Source organism: Methylobacterium sp. WL7 (genome assembly GCF_008040085.1).
Classification (GTDB): Bacteria; Pseudomonadota; Alphaproteobacteria; order Rhizobiales; family Beijerinckiaceae; genus Methylobacterium; species Methylobacterium mesophilicum.
In genome coordinates this window covers 1-20,061 of record NZ_VRVG01000105.1, presented here as the reverse complement: position 1 = coordinate 20,061, position 20,061 = coordinate 1, and the positions used below count along the sequence as shown (strand labels likewise).

The following is a 20,061-nucleotide window of genomic DNA, read 5'->3' as shown; positions in this document are numbered from 1 at the left end:
TCCTGTAGTGTCCGAGATTCAGGATTTAGATTAGTTAAGAAAACAACTCCAGTAGGCGGACAGTCGACGCAGACTATCTGGATATCGGGCCGGTACTCTTGCAATATCGGAATAACTTTCCAGACGTCTCCTGTCCAGAATTCCCTATAGGGTCCATCTGGACTAGACGCATAGGCTTCGGATTTGTCGCGAAGCGCCATTTCCGCCGTAAGGGGAAGGCAGTCGTGAAGCGCGACTAGCGTGTTCGCGGCAGATATTCTTTCTGTATTGAAAAAATCTCGCAGCAGATATTCAAAAGTATGCATTCCGTCAAGGAAGGCAAGATCAGGCGGCCCGCCCAACAGATCTTTAGCACTCTCTTCCTGAAAAAACTGGTCACTTCCAAGCTGAACAAGTACGCACTTACGTTTGTATTGAGCGACGTTGTGTTGTATGTTCATGTATGGATCGATACCGAGTGCCTGATCGGCATGAATCATGGAAAAATGCTTGCCGTGTTCAATGCCGATTTCCAGATGTCGGCGGACACTTCGTTTGGATGATAACTCAGACATGAATTGATGGTAGTGCATGCCGTGGTGGGCGTTTGGGATGCCCTTACTCATTGATACCACCTTGTGTTGGCGTCCATCCACTACCAGCCGTGCAGAACGGCTGCTGCGCGGAGTGCTTGCTGAATCTAGGAGCTTAAGCTAGGCGCAATCGAGATTCGATCGGCCGGTGCTCGAGCAATCTCGATTATCTTACGGCAGGGAGGCGCGGCTCGCAACTGAGCTGGCCAGCCATCGTCCCTATGTGTTTCGAGGCAATTCGGCAAGGGCCCGGCGGATGAATTCATCTACTTGATCGGATTGAAGTAGCGGAATCAAATTGCGAAGCTCTTGGTATTCGTAGTTCCACCAACGAAGCTCTAGAAGCCGGCCGATCTGTTCGTCACTAAATCTGCGTCTGATTGTCTGAGCTGGATTGCCCACAGCGATTGCATATGGTGGAACGTCTTTCGAAATGACCGCATGCGCGCCAATTACGGCGCCGTCCCCAATGCTCACGCCAGATAAGATTGTGCAATTCGCGCCTAGCCAAACGTCATTTCCAATTGAGACATTTCCGCGAGAATGCGGGTGACCTTTTATCCAGTTAAAATCCGGATAAATAACATTGAATGGATAGGTCGAGATCCAATCAGTTCGGTGGTCTCCGCCTAAGAGAATTTTGACTGCAGGGCCAATCGAACAATAGCGGCCCATCTTTAGCTTAAAGCCCTCTCCCCACGTTTGTACGTCTGGCCACCCATAGGTATAATCACCAATCTCCCAGCCAAGCTCTTTTACGCCCCAATCAAGGACATTTTTTGTTAGGTCGATCATTTGGGATCTCAATAGACTTTATAGGTGAGCAACTGGCTGAAGCGAGCGGCAGCGGTGGTGGTCGCTCTCCAACGCAGCGCTTCGGGGTCGATATTTGTCTTCGCGGCTAATAACCGCCAAAGCTTCAAGTCAAGCCTTGACCTTGCTTCGAGGGCATCGAGGGTGGCCGAAGTCAGATGATCTGAAAGCACCCCCTTTTGGGAGAATGGAACAGTCAGAGTTTCATTAGAGCGCTGCTCATGTATTTGAATTCCTAACCATGACGAAAGTCGATCGTACATGTTGATATCCTCGCTGATCCCGGCCCACTCTATTTCGCTGAGTTTTTCCGCCGCTTCCCGTAGCACAATATCGTCGTTTGCATAATCTATGAATCCGTTTCTCGGTATAAGCGGATGAGGGCTCAAGAGCATTCGAACGAAAAGATTGTCTATCTGTGCTGCTACCTGACGGCTGATTAAGAATTCAAGTAAATGTCCGCGACTCACGCGGACAATGTCGGAATAACTACCTAATGGTGCGAGGCTAGTATCCTCATATGCGCGCCAAAATACCCAGTGTGATAGTATGCGAGCAGTTGGCTCGCGTAGCACAGTTATCACTTGCGCGTTTGGAAAAAATTTACGGAGCTTATTGTAGGTAATATGGCCTAAAATCAGCTGTGCACTGTGAGGTATCTCTGTGTGATCATGCCAAATTCCGCCCCGTATCCCGTCAGATAATGAATTAATATGTGAGTCGCTGTCGAACAGTAGGGCGTCGGTGAGGTGCGTTACGTGTTCGGGCTGCAGCGCTCCTCTGAGTGAGCCATGTAGAGACGCTCCCGCACATTTCGGGATATGCATAAAGGCTAATGGACGTGACGAATCGTAAATTTTCACGCTGGGTCCATCTCTATTGATATGCCTACGTTGGCATGCTCATCGATTGGGGGGGGCTGCCGATTTTAAGACTGTAATGCAGGCAGCGGCGACGCTGTAAATTCGTTATTCCTCGTCTGTTGCTGCTTTGCCATTCGCTGGGAGCCGTGCGGCAGCTTGATGGGGTCGCCACTGGCTGCTGGATTTAGTTGTGTCGATCTATCTCATTGTTGTACTCTTTTGCAGTGATGCGTCGGCTCATACTGCGTTGTATCCATGTTGTATCCATTTAGCGGGGTATCCATTTAGCCAGGATCGGCGCAGCGGGGGAGGTGGTTGATAAACCCTTAAATTGAGAGCATGGGTCGGCCTCACGGAGCCCGTATCGGGCAGGTGGGGTGTAATAGTCGCGCATCATGTCGTCGTAATCGGCGGCCTGGATCGGCCTGGAGAGCCGCCCGGTTTCCGAGATGTCGATGGCCAGCAGCCGGTCGTTGCAGGCGGCCGGGTCGGTGACCAGCGCGTAGGGCAGGCGGTGGCCGTTCGGGTAGAGGGAGAGCCGCTCGCCCTGGGCGCCGAGGTCGAAGGCCACCACTGGCAGGCCGGTGCGCAGAGCCAGCGTCAGCGCGTACGAGTAGGTCTCCGGCCAGATCGCCGCAAGCAGGACCAGATCGGCCGCGACGCGCCAGACCATGTCGAGCGCCTCGTGGTCGCCGACATAGCGCCCGGTATCGGTGACGCCTGTGCGTTCCAGGCCGCCCGTGAGCGCCGGGTCGGAGAAGCCCACGATCGAGAACCGCAGGGGCAGATCCCGCTTGCGCGTCGGTTGCCAGTGCCTGCAGCAGGAGCCCGCCTTCGGGCAGGCTGATGGCGCCGAACACCGCGACCCGCCGGATTTGCCCGGGCCGCTGCAGGGCGGTGTCGCGTACTGTGCGCTCCGGCTCCAGATGCGGCCGCACCGTGATTGCCAGGTCCGGGTATGCCCCCCGGATCCGCGCCGCCGTGTCGGTGGACGGCGCAAACACCCGCGCCGCCCCGGCCAGGAACGCCCCAAACGCCGCCCGCCGCTCACCCGGATCCGGCTCCTCGAACCCCTGCGCGTCCGCCGCCGGGCACGCCCGGCATTCGGCGACCGGCGCCAGGCCGCAATAGCGCCCGTCCGGCTGCACCAGGTGGTTGCGGTGGCAGACCGGCGAGTAGTCGTGCAGCGTCCAGGCATAGGGCCGGCCAGAGCCCGCCACCAGCACCATCAGCGCCCCCGCCGCCGCCCAGCGCAGCCCCGCCAGCGAGTGCACGTGGATCAGGACCGGCGCCAGCGCCGCGATGAAGCCCGACACCGTCTCGGCGTCGCGCGGCAGGTACAGGCTGCCGAGGTTGGGCAGGTACAGGAACTCGGCGCCGCGGTAGGCAACCTGGACCTCGAGGTTGCGGGTCCGGTCGGTCTGCAGCAGTACCAAGCACAAGCCCTCGGCCTGGGCCTGTGCGATCATGTCGTCGATGGGCCGCTGGATGCCCCGCGCCAGTTGTGCGTCACATACAGGAGCGCCTGCCCGGCGAAGTGCCGGGCCAGACGCGCTCGGTCGAGCCGGCGCCGGCCGCGCTGGCCGGGATCGGCCTGGACGAACTGCTCGGCCCAGGCCGGGTAATCCAGGTGCTTGGCCAGCAGCGCCGCCTGACCTTGGTCGTACCCGCCGCCTGGATCGAGCCCGAACGAGAACTACCCGTACGGCAGAGAGCCAGCTCCTAGATGTGCGCACGCATCTCCCGCCTCTCATGCGAACCGAAGGTCGGTCAGGCTTGAATTTTACTGACGACATGCTTCACTAGAAACAGTCCGATAGCTGCTGACGTTATTCCAAACATAACAACATATAAGTGATCCACTTGAATGCCAGCATAAGGATAATACGCCGACCTTACCCATTCTGCGCATTGTAACGCTGGGTTAAATTTCATCCAGTAGTATATCTTTTCTGGCAAGTAGCTCGGCAGAAACATCACACCACTGGAAATATACATTAGGATGCTGAAAAGGGCATATCCGATCATCCACCCCGGGAAGAACCCGACGATGGCGACGTTGATCGTGCCGATCCCTATTCCAAGAACAATAGCCGCGATATAGCCGCAGACAGCGGTGATGGGGTCCGCTGGGATTGGGTTAGTCCCGATCGCGACCAAGACCGACGTGACGACCAATAACGCTAGAAATCCAGTCACAATCTCAACTAGAATACGCGAGAATAGTAGATCGAATATCTTAACTTGTGGGTAATAGGTCAATGGCCGGTTTATCATGACCGATTTCATGACCTCGCGGGAAATATACTGAAACACCAGCACCGGTACCGCGCCCGTGGCGAAGAACAGCGGCCTGCTATCTCCGAGCGGCGCCGCCAGCTTCTGGAACGTATAGATGCCAATGAGCATGAAAACATGGACGCAGGGCCAGAGAACGATCACTCCATAGCCCCAAAGCGAGGCCCCGAAGCGCGTGCGTACGTCACGTAGGATCAGCGCGTACAGCACGTGCAGGTAGGACTCGGCCGGGCTCTTTTGCGTCTGAGCCGTCGGGAGAGCGGACATCGGGTTAGCCTCTGCGTTTCTCCGCCTGCTTCGACGAGAAACTGGGCTAAAGTGCGTTGATCGGATGCGCGGGATCGGGCGGGCTCACGCCCTCAGGGCGTAATAGTCGCGCATCAGGTCGTCGTATTCGACCGCCTGGATCGGCACTGAGTGCTCCCCGCCGGGCGAGATGTCGATCGCCAGAAGCTGATCGTTGAAAGCAGCCGGGTCATTCGCCAAGGCGTAGGGCAGCACGTGCCCGTTCGGGTAGGCACGCAGCCGGTCGCCTTGGGCGCCGAGATCGAAGGCCACGACTGGTAGGCCGGTTCGCAGCGCCAGGGTCAGGGCGTAGGAATAGGTCTCGGGCCAGATCGCCGGCAGTAGGACCATGTCGGCGGATACCATGGGCAGGCGGTCGAAGATCTCCTCGTCCTCCCAGTGCTGGCCGGTCTCTGCGATCTGCAGAGCCGCCCGCGCGACCCGATCGAGTGTCGGATCGTCGGTGGAGTAGCGGCCCGTCTCTGTGACCCCTGCCCGCTCCAGGCCGCCCGTAAGCGTCGGATCGGAGAAACCCACGATCGCGAACCGTAGGAGTAGATCGCGTGTGTGAGCGTCCGCGGCCAGTGCCTGAAGCAGAAGGCCGCCTTCAGGCATGCTAATGCCACCCAATACCGCGACCCGGCGCACGCGGCCCGGCCGGCGCAGGGTGGTGGAGCGCACGCTGCGGTCGTGCTCGACGTGCGGCCGCACCGTGATCGCCAGCTCCGGATACACCGCCCCGATCCGCCCCGCCGTGTCGGCCGACGGCGCGAACACCCGCGCCGCTCCGGCCAGGAACCGCCCGAACGCGGCCCGGCGTTCCTCAGGATCGGGCTCCTCGTAGCCGTCCGCGTCCGAGGCCAGGCAGTCCCGGCACACGGACACCGGCGCCAGGCCGCAATAGCGCCCGTCCGGCATCACCAGGTGGTTGCGGTGGCAGACCGGCGAGAAGTCGTGCAGCGTCCAGGCGTAGGGCCGCCCCAAGCCGGATACGAGGTCCATCAGGGCGCGCGCCGCATTCCAGCGCAGGCCCGCCAGCGAGTGCACGTGGATCAGCAGCGGCGCCAGCTGCTCCACGAACGCGGCAACTGCGTCCGCGTCGCGGGGCAGGTACAGGCTGTCCAGGCTCGGCAGGTACACGAACTCCCGGCTGCGGTACGAGACGTTGACCTGGATGTTGCGGGCCCGGTCGACCGAGAGCAGCACCACGGCTACGCCCTCGGCGTTCAGCCGGGCGATCATGTCGTCGATGTGCCGCTGGATGCCGCCACCCCAGCTGTGGGTCACGAACAGCACAGCCCGGCCGCGGAAGTGCCGGGCCAGCCGGTACAGGTCGAGCCGCGCCCGGCCGCGCCGGCCCGGATCGGCCTGGACGAACTGGCCGACCAGCGCCGGATAGTCCGGGTGCTTGGCCAGCAAGGCCGCCTGACCCTGGTCGTACTCGCCGCCCGGGTCGAGCCCGAACGAGATCTGCCCGGCATGGTAGACGTACACGTCCTCGGCCAGCAGGTTCGAGAACCTGGCCTTGCGGGCGCGCATGCACCAGTCGTTCTCCTCGCCGTAGCCCTTGCCGAAGGCGACCGCATCGAGGGTGCCGACGGCATCGAGCGCGGCGGCGGTCATGTACATGCAGAAGCCGACCCCGGTGGGCACCTCGACCGAGCGGCCGCGGTTGAGCGCCTTGGCGGCCTGGTCGAGGTCGGGCCGGGGGATCTCCAGCGCCATGGCGTTGTTGGCGTTGAACTTCGGGTAGCTGCAGATCGTGGCGTTGCTGGACAGCGGCGTGACGCTGCCGACCGGCGGGCGGCCCTCCGTCTCGGCGGCCTCGGCGTGGGCGACCAGCCGGTCGAGCCAGTCGCCGAACACCTCGGCATCGGAGTTGAGCAGGACCACGGCGCGGCCCTGGCGCAGGGACAGGCCGCGGTTGACCGAGCGCACGAAGCCGAGGTTGTTTTGGTTTTCGACGAGGTGGAACAGGCCGCGGCCGGCCAGCTCAGCGAGCTCCGCAGTCAGCTGCGGGTCGGGGGACCGGTCGTTGACCGCAAGCAGGGTGAACGGGGTTTTTTGCGGAGCTGAGAGGCAGGCGTGGATGGCGCGCAGGGTCTCGCCGCGGCCCTTGTAGACCGGCATGATCACGACGACCCGAGCCTGGGCGAGGGTGAGGGCCCGGGGCAGGCTGTCCCAGTCCCGCGGCTCGGGCGCCTCCATGGCCGGCCAGCTGCCGAGATCCTCCGGGCAGCCCATCAGCCCGGCGGCGCGGCCGGTGCGCACGTAGTGCAGGAGCGGCGACTCGCCCGGCGCGAACAGGTAACCGTAGGCCCGGCGATAGAAGCGTGTCGAGAAGGTCTTGCTCGGGTCGCGATCCTCCTCTTGGCCGTGGGACAGGAAGTGGATGGCCGGCCCGTTCTCGAAGCCGCGCGTGTCGGGGTAGCGCTTCAGGTACCAAGCCGCGTCAAAATAGGGCTCAATCAGCCGGGCTTGCTCCAGCAGATCCGCGTCCGCCGCCGCGGGCGGCGTGCCGTAGCCTGGCTCGAAGGCGCCGCCCGAGAGGTCGGTGCCGCGCAGCAGCGCGGTGGCGAGGTGGTGGACGAACGGGGCAATTCCCGTCGCCTCGACGTAGGGATGATGGGCGCGGTACGCCCACCCGTTGAAGTCGGGGCGCGGGTTGCGGCCCCGACGCCAGCCGGTGGCGCAATAGTCCCGGACCGCGTCCACGTCCTCCGCCAGGCCGTAGCGCTGCCGGTAGAAGGCGTGGTCGAAATGCAGCGCCGCCAGTTCGGTCTGCAGGTCCAGGAATGTTGCCTGGTCCGGGGACACGTGCCCGATCTCCACGAGCCAGCCTGTGTCCTCGCCGGGCGGACGCGCCGGGCGCAGGCTGCGGACCCGCAGCAGCGCGTCGAGCGTCGAGCGGCCCTTTCCCGGATCGCGCAGCTCTCGCCAGCCGGCTCTCGAGAAATGCACGTAGGGGGGCAAGCCCCACGCGTCCGGATAGGTCGCGCGGTACCAGTCCTCGTCCACGGCGGGAAACTGTGGCTGGTCATCGGCCGAAAACGGCGTACCGCCGGAGAGTAACGTCTCGGTCACATAGCGGAAGAGCGGATCGCCGATCACCGCCCGGCTGCCGGCGCGCGCCTGTACGAAGCCGGCTGGGTCGAAATCCTGGCGCGGGCTGCGCAGCGCACGCCAGCCGCCGGTCACGTAGGCCCGCAGCAGCTCCGCATCGGAGAACTCTTGGGCATCTCGCTCGTCCAGCCCCTGCCGGTAGTAGGCGGCGTCGAAATACGGCGCGAGCGTCTCGGCCTGGAGCGCCAAGAGATCCTCCGGCTCGGGCCGGGCGGGGCCGCCGTGCAGGACGTAGTGCACCAGCGGGTTCTGGGTCGCGTAGGAGATGCCCCGGGTCAGGCAGTAGGCGAGGGTGTCGAAGTGCGGCGACGGCTCGCGGCCCTCGCGCCAGCCGGAGGCCATGTAGTGAGCCACCGGATCGACGCCGGCCGCCTGCAGATCGGGGTTGTTGGCGAGGTAGAAGGGACCGTCCACAAGGCGGCGGGCCAGGCGCTCGGCCTGCTTGGTGTCGGGCTTGGGCAGGTCGCCGCCTTTGGCGCGCTGCGCCGTCACCCAGTGCAGGAACGGGTTGATGCCGGCAGCGGCGAGATAGGGCCGCGCCGAGAGGTAGTCTGCGGTCGAGAAGTCGGGGCGCGGATCCCGGCCGGCGCGCCAGCCGACTGTGAGGTAGTCGCGCACAGGATCGACCGTGATGCCGTACCAGCTCGCGTAGAAGCGCGCGTCGACATACGGCTCCAGCGCCGCGATCTGCTTTGGTGCCGACGCGATATCGTTCGCCGGGGGAAGGCCGCTGCTGGCCGCGAGTCGGATCAGCGGATTTCGGCTCGAACGCGCTCGGGTGGAGCCCGCCCAGCTGTGATACAGGCCATAGAGACTCTTCAATGCACCGCTCTCACATCGTCGCGCGCAGGGCTCGCTCCGCCATGCGAGCGTCATCGGCGGCTGTGTCGAGGCTTGTAGCTCGGATGGGCATGTCTTTGCGGGGCTGCGTCGGGGGAGGATTATAGCGCCGAGCGAGCGCCTCGCAGGACGCTCTCGCCCTATCGGAACAGGCGCGCCTGGTAAATATGAGGTTTTGCCTTCGGTCCCCTGCCCTTCGTCACCCCGCCGTCAGATTAGGTCCGGCCGCCTGGTGACATCCTCGTGCACGATGCGCGCGGGGTTGCCAGCAGCCACGCATTAGGGGCTACGATTACGGCGACGACCGCTTGCGCCCCGATGATAGCGTTATCGCAGATTGGTCGATCTCTCGAGGGGCGTCGCGTGGTTGGCGATCCAGACGTGGTTGCCAACGCGGACGGGTTTCGCCGGATTCAGCCGCGTACCGCCGCTCCAGCAGATGATCGAGTGGAAATTGCTCGTCGTCATCCAAACACCGGACGCGATCGAGCAATCCGTCCCTATCTCGATCGCCTTCGCCTCGACCGGGTCGAGATGGACGAGCCCGGTGAAGCCAGTCCTGTCACCGACGCGGGGCATTGAGCCCAGGCCGATATAGAGATTGGCCACTCCCGAACGAACATCGCCTCCGATATCGAATTTGCGATTCGACTCTATCGCGATATGCATAACTTTTTCAGAGGCGCATCTGCAGCCTAATTCGATGCAATTATTGACGTCATGAACATGAATTTTCCTGACTGGCCGTGATGATCACGCGGGTCGATGTCGATTAAATTATTCCCACCTTTGTCGGAAGCGTTTGACGGATTGAGCGAGTCTGCGATTTCAACTCCGATATACTGTTGACACAATTGGCGGCAATGATTGAACAGAGCGCCTTGCCGTGATTGAAATGAGATCGGTACGACTGAGTCCCAAACGCAGTTATGAAACTGGGTTGCAATGCCCGCATTGCAATTGGACTGCTCTGCCTATGCTCGCTGCGTCCAGAAAAATTGTCTTCAATTTCGGCTCGCTAGGCCATGCGTGTCTGACAACTGAGCCGTCCTCAAAACCTTAAAGGACCTCCGCGGCCCGAGGGCTCCCAGTTGACGCTTTCAAAGTCCTATGACCTATGACCGCGCACGAGCCAATGTTTGGAGTGAGGTTGCCCGATGGCTGAGGACAATACCCTGACGAAGGCGCTGGTCGACGTGCGGGCGCGGAGGGCTGCACTCCAGAGCGACTACGATCGAATCTCAACGGAACTCACCAAGCTGCGCGCGGCGGAAGCTGCGCTGACGGCGATCGTGGAGGGCGTACCGCTCAAGGACACGGACATCCTTCGGTCATCTGATAATGTCCGACCGTCGGCCGAGGATCAGGGCATGTCGGGTCGGAGTGGACGCCGCGGAGCTCGTGGCCCACGATCGAACTCGGCCAAGGGACGTTTGAAGTCACTCCTCAATAGCGCGGGGCCGCAAGGATTGACGCATGCCGAGATCGCTGAGCGGTTGCCTGACGTCGCCCCGAACACCCTGAACACCTACCTCAGCATGATGGTGACGGGTGGCGAGGCGATTCGAAAGGGCGACTTCTTCACCGCCGCCGAGGGTAGCCAGGACGAGACGGATGACGCCCCCGACGATGTCGAGCGGGATGAAGAAGCGTCCAGCGCCGACGGCGAGCATAGCGACGCTGCCGCGGCTGAGTGAGCGGCTCTTCCCGGTTCGAGGCGCCATGACTGGGTATAGAGAGGTTCGAGGCCTCCGCCTCGAGTCTTCCAGTTTGTCGCAAGTCCCGTCGCCGATCGTGGCTACGCCCCGCGATCGCGGCATCGGCCAGCTATCACCATATCACGGCCCCTCGGGTGCAGCGTCAACACGGGAAGTAAGCCATACGGTCGACTCTCTCGCTCTACTTCCTTCTGCTCCTACCCAATCAAGCAAGAGCTTTTTGCCGGTGTACATGTGGCAAGAGGACGATGAAGTCGATCTGCCGGCCGACTGATCTGGTCGAGCTTATGTGCCAAGATCTGTGCGACGACACATCTGTTCCATGATCGTCGGGAAGCCGATCGCTGGCGGACGGCGGGTGGTCAGCCGACTTGGGCCGTTCGACCCAGCTCGCGCAGGTTTCATTCAAGAGGAAAATTAATTTGAGCACCAACCTGCGGGGTGATCGATCCGGTACTGTCGGTACCCAAGTGGTAACGGCGCGGTTTCGACCTCGTCTACCGGCTTAAGCGACACTGCAGGTGGCGGGGCATCGCGTTAAACGTAAATATCAAACTTGCCTACAGAAGCCCGCCGGCGACGCATCCCCTCGGTGCATCATTCGGGTCATGTTAGATCGATGACATCTGCCGGGGAATCGGCATCATCGACGGGCTCGGCGAAGTGGCCGGAACGGGTTAAGATGGTGGCAGTCGGGTCCGTCCTCATCTAGGGTAGGCACCCGATAACAGCCCTTAGCTTTTGGCGTATTCGGCTCATCGTCGTAGCGGGTGTTTCACCCGCCGTCCTCGCTATGAAATTCGCGAGGTGGCGTCGGCAAACGATCCATGATCGGCATGGGGTGCACAGTATCTTGTACCCTGCCCGTCGTTGCGGTGATCTGGCCTAGACCAGACATGCCGGTAAGCACTTCACATCGCGAATTAACAGATGATGCTTGTTGAATCGGTTAAAGAAACTTGAACGGATACTGATGTTATGGTTCTTGCTGAGTGATAGCGTCAGTCGAATCGAAATTTCTCCGGGTGTGTTATACAAGGGATCGAGATAATGCTTGAGGAAGCGAAGGGCAGTATCAATCCAAGCGCGTCAAAGGGATCAATTTTCGTTGCTGGCCACAAAGGGATGGTGGGGTCGGCCATCGTGCGCCGGCTACAGGAACTCGGTCACCAGCGTATCCTAACCGCCGATCGAGATACGCTTGACCTGCTAGACCAAGGCGCTGTCCGTGCCTTCTTCGCCGCGAACCGGATTGATCAGGTCTATCTCGCCGCCGCGAAGGTCGGCGGCATTCACGCCAACAACACCTATCCGGCCGAGTTCATCTACGAGAACCTGCTGATCCAGGCCAACCTCATCCATGCCGCGCACGTGGCTGATGTCGACCGGCTGCTGTTCCTGGGCTCCTCGTGCATCTACCCGAAGCATGCGGAGCAGCCGATGCGCGAGGACGCGCTGCTCACGGGGATCCTGGAGCCGACCAACGAGCCCTACGCGATCGCCAAGATCGCCGGGATCAAGATGTGCGAGAGCTACAACCGCCAATACGGGCGGCGCTACCGCAGCGTGATGCCGACCAACCTGTACGGGACGAACGACAACTTCCATCCGCAGAACGCCCACGTCCTGCCGGCGCTGATGCGGCGCTTGCACGAGGCGAAGCAGGCGGGAAGCGCCTCCGTCACGGTGTGGGGCACCGGCCGGGCGATGCGCGAGTTTCTGCACGTCGACGACATGGCCCGGGCCAGCGTGTTCGTGATGGAGCTGGACGACGCGGCCTACGCGGCCAACACCCGGCCGGACCTGTCGCACATCAACGTCGGCACCGGCGCGGATTGCACCATCCGCGAGCTGGCCGAGGCGCTGGCCCGGGTGATCGGCTACGAGGGCCGGCTCGAATTCGACGCGACCAAGCCCGACGGTACGCCGCGCAAGCTGATGGACGTGTCGCGGCTTCATGCCATGGGCTGGCGGGCGCAAATCAGCCTGGAGGACGGTCTGCGGAACACTTACCGCTGGTTCTTAGAAAATATTGCAACGCTCCGGAGTTGAAGGTCTCCAAGCTATGGTGGGCGACGAAGACAGCCTTGACGTAGGCGCTATCGCGGTCGTAGCAGCCGGGCCAGCAACGGGATAGGACGCATTCATGACGGGCAAACGTGCGCTGATCACGGGGGTGACTGGCCAGGACGGCGCGTATCTCGCGCAGCTGCTGCTGCAGAAGGGCTACACGGTCACCGGCATCGTGCGCCGCTCCAGCCATGCCGGGGTCTTCGACCATCGGTTGAAGTGGCTCGGTATCCTGGGCGATGTCGAACTCGTGGACGGCAACCTGCTCGACCAGTCGGCCCTGCTGCGCATCGTCCAGACTGCCAAGCCCGACGAGATCTACAACCTCGCCGCCCAGTCCTTCGTGACCTCCTCGTGGCAGCAGCCGCTGCTCACCGGCCAGGTGACGGGGCTCGGCGCCGTGCACATGCTCGAATGCCTGCGCTCGGTCGCCCCCCAGGCTCGGTACTACCAGGCCTCGACCTCGGAGATGTTCGGGCTGATCCAGGAGGCGCAGCAGAGCGAGTCGACGCCATTCTACCCGCGCTCGCCCTACGGCGTGGCCAAGCTCTACGCGCACTGGATGACGATCAACTACCGCGAGAGCTTCGGGCTGCACGCCTCGAACGGCATCCTATTCAACCACGAGAGCCCGCTGCGCGGCGTCGAGTTCGTGACCCGCAAGGTCACGGACGCGGTGGCGCGGATCAAGCTCGGCATGCAGAAGGAGCTGCGGCTGGGCAACATCGACGCCAAGCGCGACTGGGGACATGCCCGAGACTACGTCGAGGCGATGTGGCTGATGCTGCAGCAGGACAAGCCGGACGACTACGTCATCGCCACCGGTCGGACCACCACGGTGCGGGACATGTGCGTGATCGCGTTCAAGCATGTCGGGCTGAACATCGACGACCACCTGATTATCGACCCGGCGTTCTTCCGTCCGGCCGAGGTCGAGGTGCTGCTCGGCAACCCGGCCAAGGCCAAAGCGACGTTCGGCTGGGAGGCCCAGACATCCCTGGAGGCGCTGATCACCGAGATGGTCGACGCCGACATTAAGCGCCTCAACGCCAACGTCTGATTGGTCTGACGACGATGCCTCGTTCCTCCGCCGCCATCTATCCTATCATCCTATGCGGGGGCACAGGCACGCGGCTGTGGCCAGCCTCACGCGAGAGCATGCCCAAGCAGTTCGCTCGGCTGGTAGACGCCGAGCGCTCGACGTTCCAGGCGACTCTCGCGCGGGTGTCGAAGGCTGCCGTGTTCGCCAAGCCCACCGTGATCGCCTCGGCCGAGGCCCGGTTCATCGTGGCCGAGCAGTGCAGCCAGCTCGGGATCGGCGCCGACATCCTGCTTGAGCCGCAAGGGCGCGACTCCGCCGCCGCCGTGGCGGTGGCGGCACTCCACGTCGCCGCGATCGACCCGCAGGCCGTAGTCCTAATCATGGCAGCCGACCATGTCGTGCCCGACACCCAGGCCTTCGTCGACGCCGCCCGGGCGGCGGCCATAGGCGCGCGGGCCGGCTACACCATGACGCTCGGCATCGAGCCGACCCGCCCGGCCTCCGATTACGGCTACATCCGCCGCGGCACACCGATCGCGGAAGCGCCCGGGGCCGCCCGGGTGGAGAAGTTCGTCGAGAAGCCGGACCGCGCCGGTGCCGAGGCGCTGATCGAGGACGGCGCCCTGTGGAACTCGGGCTACTTCCTGTTCCGCGCCGACCTGATGCTGGTCGAGCTCGAAGCCTTCGTGCCGGACGTGCTCGAAGCCGCCCGCTCCGCGCTCGACGCGGCCGTCACCGACCTCGACTTCGTCCGGCTGGATGCCGAAGCCTTTGCCAAGGCGCCGAAGATTTCGATCGACTACGCGGTGATGGAGCGGACCGCCCGGGCCGGCGTGCTGCCGGTGTCGTTCCCATGGTCGGATGTCGGCACTTGGGACGCGGTCTGGCAGGTGCTCGACCACGATGCCGCGGGCAACGCGGTGCGGGGCCGGGTGTCACTGATCGGCACCACGAATAGCCTGGTGCACAGTCAGGGCGAGGGCCTGACTGCGGTGGTCGGGCTGGAGGACGTGGTTGTTGTGTCCACGCCCGACGCGGTTCTGGTGGCCTCGAAGGCCCGATCGGGCGAGGTCAAGCAGTTGGTCAACGCACTGCGAGCCTCGGGCGAGCCGGAGGCGAACGCGCATCTGCGGATGTACCGCCCATGGGGGTGGTACCAGCGAATCGACATCGGCGAGCGCTTCCAGGTGAAGCGGATACAGGTCGTGCCGGGGGGGCGTCTGTCGCTGCAGAAGCACTATCACCGGGCCGAGCACTGGGTGGTGGTGCGCGGCACCGCCGAGGTTACGGTGGACGACCGGGTGGTGCTGGTCCACGAGAACGAGGCGGTGTACCTCCCGATCGGGTCGATGCATCGGCTGAACAACCCGGGCAAGATCCCGCTGGAGTTGATCGAGGTTCAGGTCGGCTCCTACACCGGCGAGGACGACATCATACGCGTCGAGGATATCTACGGGCGGTAGATGTTCGGCATGCGAGTGCCAGCATCTGATGCATAAATTCCTGCTTGACAGCACGACAGCTCTCTAATTTTTAATTTGTTCCGGCGCGCCTGTTTGAGGGTTTTGCCTATGATCTTACGGCGGCAGCCGACAGCGGGGCGGACACGAATCTGACCCGACCCACCGTGTCCTGGATGCACAAGCGGGGTGCTCTGGTGGCGTAAGCGTCGCAGACCGGACAACCTGTACTCCATCAAGGGTTACGACCATCGTCACTGCTGGCGCATGTGCTGGGCGGTAGCATCACACCACGAACTGCCCGCCACAGAATCAAGATCAGCGACGCGCTCGACTGCTATCAGTGGGTTGGCGAACCGGCGCTTGCAGGGTTGCTCCGTTTCTACCGCCTCGCCGCTGCAGCGCTCTCCAACGAATTAGCTCCGGTTCGATGCAAAAGAGCATAACAAAACAGTGATTTAGTACCGTGACCCGACCCAACGTAGTCGGGAACGGCTCTAGGGCGTGGCAGGCCCAATACTGCGTCGCGGTCGCTTTGAGGGCGCTACGTTACGGAGCCGACGTGACAGTACTGGCCTCCACCGGCGGTCCCAGTCTGTCCGAGGGAATGAACGAGCACCGACTCGGATCTCGCCCTCAGCGGGGTCAGCACAAATCGCGTCAGCGTGATAGCATCCTACTGCGTCAGCTGCGCGAAATAAGAAATCGTGCGCTGCAAGCCTTCATGTAACGCGATGGACGGTCGCCAGTTGAGGGTTTGATCGGCCAGTGTGATGTTGGGCCGCCGCTGACGAGGGTCGTCCGGTGGTAGCGGCATGTTGACAAACTTTGAATGGGAGCCGGTCATATTGATAATAATCTCAGCTAATTGTCGGATAGTGACTTCAACAGGATTCCCAATATTTATCGGACCGGTGACCTCATGGCCAGTTTCCATCATCGCGAGAAGACCTTCGATCAGATCGTCGACGTAGCAGAACGATCGTGTCTGCAGGCCATCGCCATACAGCGTTATGTCTTCCCCCCGTAAAGCCTGCAGTATTAAATTAGATACTACGCGACCATCGTTCGGATGCATCCGTGGCCCATAAGTGTTAAATATACGAACAACTTTAATGGGCAAATTATGCTGCCTGCGATAGTCGAAGAATAGAGTCTCCGCGCAACGTTTACCCTCATCATAGCACGAACGAAAGCCGATTGGATTTACGCGCCCCCAGTAATCTTCGGTCTGTGGGTGGATTTCGGGGTCACCGTAAACTTCAGATGTCGACGCCTGCAAGATCTTGGCTTTCACGCGCTTTGCAAGGCCGAGCATATTGATCGCGCCAATAACACTCGTTTTGGTCGTTTGCACTGGATCGAATTGGTAGTGAACCGGTGATGCCGGGCATGCAAGATTAAATATTTCATCAACTTCGACGTAGAGCGGGAATGTCACATCGTGTCGCAACAGTTCAAAGCGCGATTCTCCGAGCAGATGAGCGACATTGGCCCGCGTACCGGTGAAGAAATTGTCCACGCACAGCACGTTGTGACCGCGGGCCAAGAGGCGTTCGCACAGATGCGACCCAATAAACCCAGCCCCGCCAGTCACGAGGGTCCTCTTCGTATCACCATACCGCATAACTATCGCCCCAAATTCGTCCGCGCACGCATCCTTCGCTGACGGACAATGCCCCTGCTAGAAATTGAGGTCCGGTTGAACGGCCTCGCGATCGCAACCCGTACCATTATCGTTCGTAGTTCGGCCTTGGCACCCGTGCTAATGACGCCGGAGAGATGAGTCCGAGGAGATGGTCGTGCGACGTAGATTGACGAAGTGGGATTCGATCCAGACGCTGCTCCGCGCGGGTCTGAATGTCGGCACAGTCATCGACGTCGGCGTCCAGCGCGACAGTCCGGACCTGCGCCAGCTTTTCTCGAGTGTGCCCCATATCCTGTTCGAACCGGTGCTGGAGTACCACGAGGACATTCACCGTGCTTACGCGGGCGTCAATTACAAACTTGAGCCCGTCGCACTCTCAGATCGATACGGCCCATTCTTGCTGAGGGAAGTGCGTGCCGACGCCGACGGCGTCGTCAGTCACGTCAGTCCGGCGGAAGGACATGAGGCGAGTCTGAGGACCGTACAACGCAAGACGCTGGACGGGTACGTCGACGAGACATCGCCGGCAAAACCTTACCTCATAAAGATTGACGTGGACGGGCACGAGACAGAGATCCTGAAGGGGGCTAGGAGAGCGCTTTTCGACGCCTCTTGTGTAATCGTAGAGACGACACTCCATCACCTTCCTGAACGTCTCCGGCTGGCCGAGGTCGCTGGCCTGGCCCTGTGGGACATCGTCGATATGACCTATTATGACGGATGTCTCTACCAGTGTGACCTCGTCTTCATACCCGATCGTGCGGATGGCCTCATCCGCCGGCTCGACCCGAGAATGCGGATCGCATTCGAGGCTTTCGACCCTGCTGTTTGGTATAGCCTACACGCATCGGCAGAGGACGATGTCTGAACCTGCGCCTTGCCACTCCTGTCCCCATTGAGCGCACCGGCAGCGAGAGGAACTGTCACCACAAGTCGTTACACAACGTGGGCCGCCATGTCGCCACTCAGCCGCGTCACTGGCTGCGTGCCGCGATCTCATCCTATTCGGTGATAGTGCGTTCTCCGTACTTCTGGTCCGCGTCGAGCCGCGGGCGGCCGCATCACGGCGATCACCCGCCCGCGGCTTGACGCGGCACTCTATCAGCCGGCCTCTACACGACCGCCTGGCACGATTGGCCGTCCCCGCACCGAGGGGCCTCGGGTGTCAAACCGGTCCGACGTGCTCAAAGAATTGCGCACGAGCTGGCAGGCATCTTTATGATCGCGGCATGTGATGTGCCGGATCGCGCCTGAAGCGTTTTGGAAATTATCGTTCAGGTTTGACAGACGAATTCGGAGGGCGTGAGGCCGCGTAGGGTCTCGAGCCGGCGGCCATATTTGTCGGCGTTCAGAAAGAGCTGCGGGTCATCCCACAACTCGCCTTGGCTAGGGCGTGACGCTGATACCGTAGCGCTTGGCGGTGGCCCCCATGCTCCTTTACGAGCTTGGGTTACTCGACGAACCGACTCAGTGGCCGCGGCGGTGCCGTGGAGAACTTGTCCCATAAGGCGTCCCCCCTACAGCGACGGTTACACCACCACGCAACCGGGCCAAACATCAAGTCCTCGAAATTTGCGACATAAACGAAGGGGGTAAGCTGATTTTGATTCTCGGATAACTGCGAGATAAAAAGCCGAACTCAAAAAAGCCGTTTCGGGTATCAGCAAATTTTGTGAAAGCCAGCAACTATGAGTTTAGATAACATCGACAGAGCAAGTACTCTCATAAGCCAGGCAAATGAATGCGCCGATCATAAAAGGTACGAAGAAGCAAAAAAAATCCTTCAAGAAATTTTTGCAAGTTATGAAGACACATCGGCTGCGTATGCTTTGATGATCAAGATAGAAAAGGACCTCAATAACATACACGGGGCCATCATCCTTGCGCAGGAGGCGTTACGAAAATTCCCCGAGAACGAATATATGCTACTAGACCTTGGGTGGATGTACTTCACTGCGGGTGTCGATGCCCGAGCAGTTGAATGTTCAGCCACACTTATCGCAAATCCGACGCTAACCCTTTCCATGGCGGGAAGACGGTTGCTGATTTTCATCCTCGCGCGAAGCAAAAAATGGAAGGATGCGGCTGCACATTTTGCATTGCTTGAAGACCAAGATCAGGTTTTCTGCAGTACCGTGGCCCGGGAGGTGGCGCCAACATTTCAAGGAACTATAGTAAAAATGCTGGCGGATGGGCGTATCCAATCAGCTTATGAACTTCTCGAGATCTTGCCGCCGCAAATCGCTCCGGAGCTTGCGAGGATTATCGACCATTTAGCTGTGAATCCCTCAAAGCTTCCAAGACAGTACAAACGCTTCCATCCCCGGCGGTTATTAAATCCTTTTTATCGGATCGCCCAAAAACGTCAGTTGAATTTTTCGAACGAAAATGTGCTGCGAGGCGACATGCTGCCGCACACCAGTCCTCGCCCAAAAGTTTCCGTGATTACGCCTGTCTTAAATGGCGCAAAGACGATCCGTTCTACAATCGAGTCTGTTCTACAACAGGCGGATGTAGAGCTAGAGTACATTATAATCGACGGGGGATCGACGGATGAAACGCTATCGATAATTTCTGAGTACGCCGATCAGATCAATGTCATCGTATCCGAAAAAGACAAAGGTCTGTACGATGCTGTTAGGAAGGGCTTTGATCTTGCGACGGGGGATATTTACTGTTATCTTAATGCAAGTGACACGTTCGAAAGGGCGGCTTTATCCCGCGTCGTCTCTGCCTTTTTGAAAAATCCGGGGTATGAAGTCATATATTTCGATGAAACATTAGATTATGGCGTTTGGAAAACCCAGAACAAACGTCAGCCAGAAGTGGGCTTCGCCACCCTCTGGCAAGGACATATCCTGTTTCAAGCAAGCGTATTTTTTACCAAGCGTGCTTATCTCTTTGTTGGAGGGATCAACAGGTCGTTGAGGCTTGCAGGTGATTCTGAGCTATGGCTTCGATTGTCTTATCGATTTAGCTTTAAGTATTGCCAAGGCCATGTCAGTACATCATCTGTGCATGACGGTCAATTGAGTGAAGATATGGTGGCATATTATGGCGAGCTTATTAAAATTCGCCAGTCTTTCGCCGAAGTATTAACGACTTTTGATTGGCTACGTGTAGGTTTACAAGGAAAAATGAAAAAAGCGGGACGATACCTGTCCGTTTTCTCGGCGTATGAGCGCAGATATAGGCGATTGCTGTTCCCGTTCGTGCCAATGAACGTTAATGGCCTGGCGGTTATCGAGACCAGTCCCGATTATGACATTTGCCCAGTTTTACAAACGCCCCTGTCGGTGTTTGTCGCGAGTATCCTGTGTCCGGATCAG

Annotated in this window: 15 protein-coding genes; 7 read left to right on the top strand and 8 right to left on the bottom strand. The window is 60.4% G+C overall.

Going from position 1 to position 20,061, the window contains the following annotated elements; genetic code table 11:
* From FV233_RS21730 to FV233_RS31275, 4 genes are all read right to left on the bottom strand, one after another.
* Window positions 1-605 (bottom strand): class I SAM-dependent methyltransferase (locus tag FV233_RS21730; RefSeq protein WP_147898747.1); only part of this gene is annotated, 605 nt, incomplete at its 3' end.
* 186 nt (window positions 606-791) lie between these two features.
* Window positions 792-1,367: a CatB-related O-acetyltransferase gene (locus FV233_RS31660; RefSeq protein WP_147898746.1), complete on the bottom strand. Its 576-nt coding sequence runs from the start codon at window positions 1,365-1,367 to the stop codon at window positions 792-794.
* 8 nt (window positions 1,368-1,375) lie between these two features.
* Entirely contained in the window at window positions 1,376-1,855 is a 480-nt protein-coding gene (locus FV233_RS21720) for a hypothetical protein (RefSeq protein ID WP_147898745.1), read from the bottom strand.
* Between the two features lie 661 nt (window positions 1,856-2,516).
* The gene (locus FV233_RS31275; RefSeq protein WP_246690056.1) at window positions 2,517-3,014 is read right to left on the bottom strand and encodes a hypothetical protein; all 498 of its coding nucleotides are present in this window, start codon (window positions 3,012-3,014) and stop codon (window positions 2,517-2,519) included.
* A 738-nt stretch (window positions 3,015-3,752) separates the two neighbouring features.
* On the opposite strand from FV233_RS31275, the gene FV233_RS31265 reads away from it, so the two are divergent.
* Window positions 3,753-3,974, top strand: coding sequence for a hypothetical protein (locus FV233_RS31265; protein WP_246690055.1), 222 nt, complete (start codon window positions 3,753-3,755; stop codon window positions 3,972-3,974).
* A gap of 44 nt (window positions 3,975-4,018) precedes the next feature.
* Here the strand turns inward: FV233_RS31265 and FV233_RS21710 are convergent, their stop codons facing one another.
* The 3 genes from FV233_RS21710 to FV233_RS31260 all read right to left on the bottom strand — a co-directional run bounded on the left by FV233_RS21710 (window position 4,019) and on the right by FV233_RS31260 (window position 9,403).
* Entirely contained in the window at window positions 4,019-4,813 is a 795-nt protein-coding gene (locus FV233_RS21710; protein ID WP_147898744.1) for an ABC transporter, read from the bottom strand.
* Between the two features lie 84 nt (window positions 4,814-4,897).
* A complete protein-coding gene (locus tag FV233_RS21705; RefSeq protein WP_246690054.1) occupies window positions 4,898-8,776 on the bottom strand; it encodes a glycosyltransferase in 3,879 nt (1,292 codons plus the stop codon).
* Between the two features lie 345 nt (window positions 8,777-9,121).
* Entirely contained in the window at window positions 9,122-9,403 is a 282-nt protein-coding gene (locus tag FV233_RS31260) for a hypothetical protein (RefSeq protein ID WP_246690053.1), read from the bottom strand.
* 548 nt (window positions 9,404-9,951) lie between these two features.
* Between FV233_RS31260 and FV233_RS21695 the strand changes: the two genes are divergently transcribed.
* The 4 genes from FV233_RS21695 to FV233_RS21680 all read left to right on the top strand — a co-directional run bounded on the left by FV233_RS21695 (window position 9,952) and on the right by FV233_RS21680 (window position 15,087).
* Window positions 9,952-10,491: a hypothetical protein gene (locus FV233_RS21695; protein WP_147898742.1), complete on the top strand. Its 540-nt coding sequence runs from the start codon at window positions 9,952-9,954 to the stop codon at window positions 10,489-10,491.
* Between the two features lie 1,071 nt (window positions 10,492-11,562).
* Window positions 11,563-12,564: a GDP-L-fucose synthase gene (locus FV233_RS21690; RefSeq protein ID WP_147898741.1), complete on the top strand. Its 1,002-nt coding sequence runs from the start codon at window positions 11,563-11,565 to the stop codon at window positions 12,562-12,564.
* A gap of 94 nt (window positions 12,565-12,658) precedes the next feature.
* Window positions 12,659-13,642 (top strand): GDP-mannose 4,6-dehydratase, encoded by a 984-nt coding sequence (gene gmd / locus FV233_RS21685; protein WP_147898740.1) that lies wholly within the window; start codon window positions 12,659-12,661, stop codon window positions 13,640-13,642.
* Window positions 13,643-13,656: 14 nt separating this feature from the next.
* Entirely contained in the window at window positions 13,657-15,087 is a 1,431-nt protein-coding gene (locus tag FV233_RS21680; protein WP_147898739.1) for a mannose-1-phosphate guanylyltransferase/mannose-6-phosphate isomerase, read from the top strand.
* A gap of 673 nt (window positions 15,088-15,760) precedes the next feature.
* Here the strand turns inward: FV233_RS21680 and FV233_RS21675 are convergent.
* The gene (locus FV233_RS21675) at window positions 15,761-16,711 is read right to left on the bottom strand and encodes a UDP-glucuronic acid decarboxylase family protein (protein ID WP_147898738.1); all 951 of its coding nucleotides are present in this window, start codon (window positions 16,709-16,711) and stop codon (window positions 15,761-15,763) included.
* 175 nt (window positions 16,712-16,886) lie between these two features.
* On the opposite strand from FV233_RS21675, the gene FV233_RS21670 reads away from it, so the two are divergent.
* Together FV233_RS21670 and FV233_RS21665 are read left to right on the top strand one after the other, a co-directional pair.
* On the top strand, window positions 16,887-17,600 hold the full coding sequence (locus FV233_RS21670; RefSeq protein WP_187278194.1) for an FkbM family methyltransferase: 714 nt from the start codon (window positions 16,887-16,889) through the stop codon (window positions 17,598-17,600).
* 820 nt (window positions 17,601-18,420) lie between these two features.
* On the top strand, window positions 18,421-20,061 hold a 1,641-nt coding region (locus FV233_RS21665), incomplete at its 3' end, for a glycosyltransferase (RefSeq protein WP_147898736.1).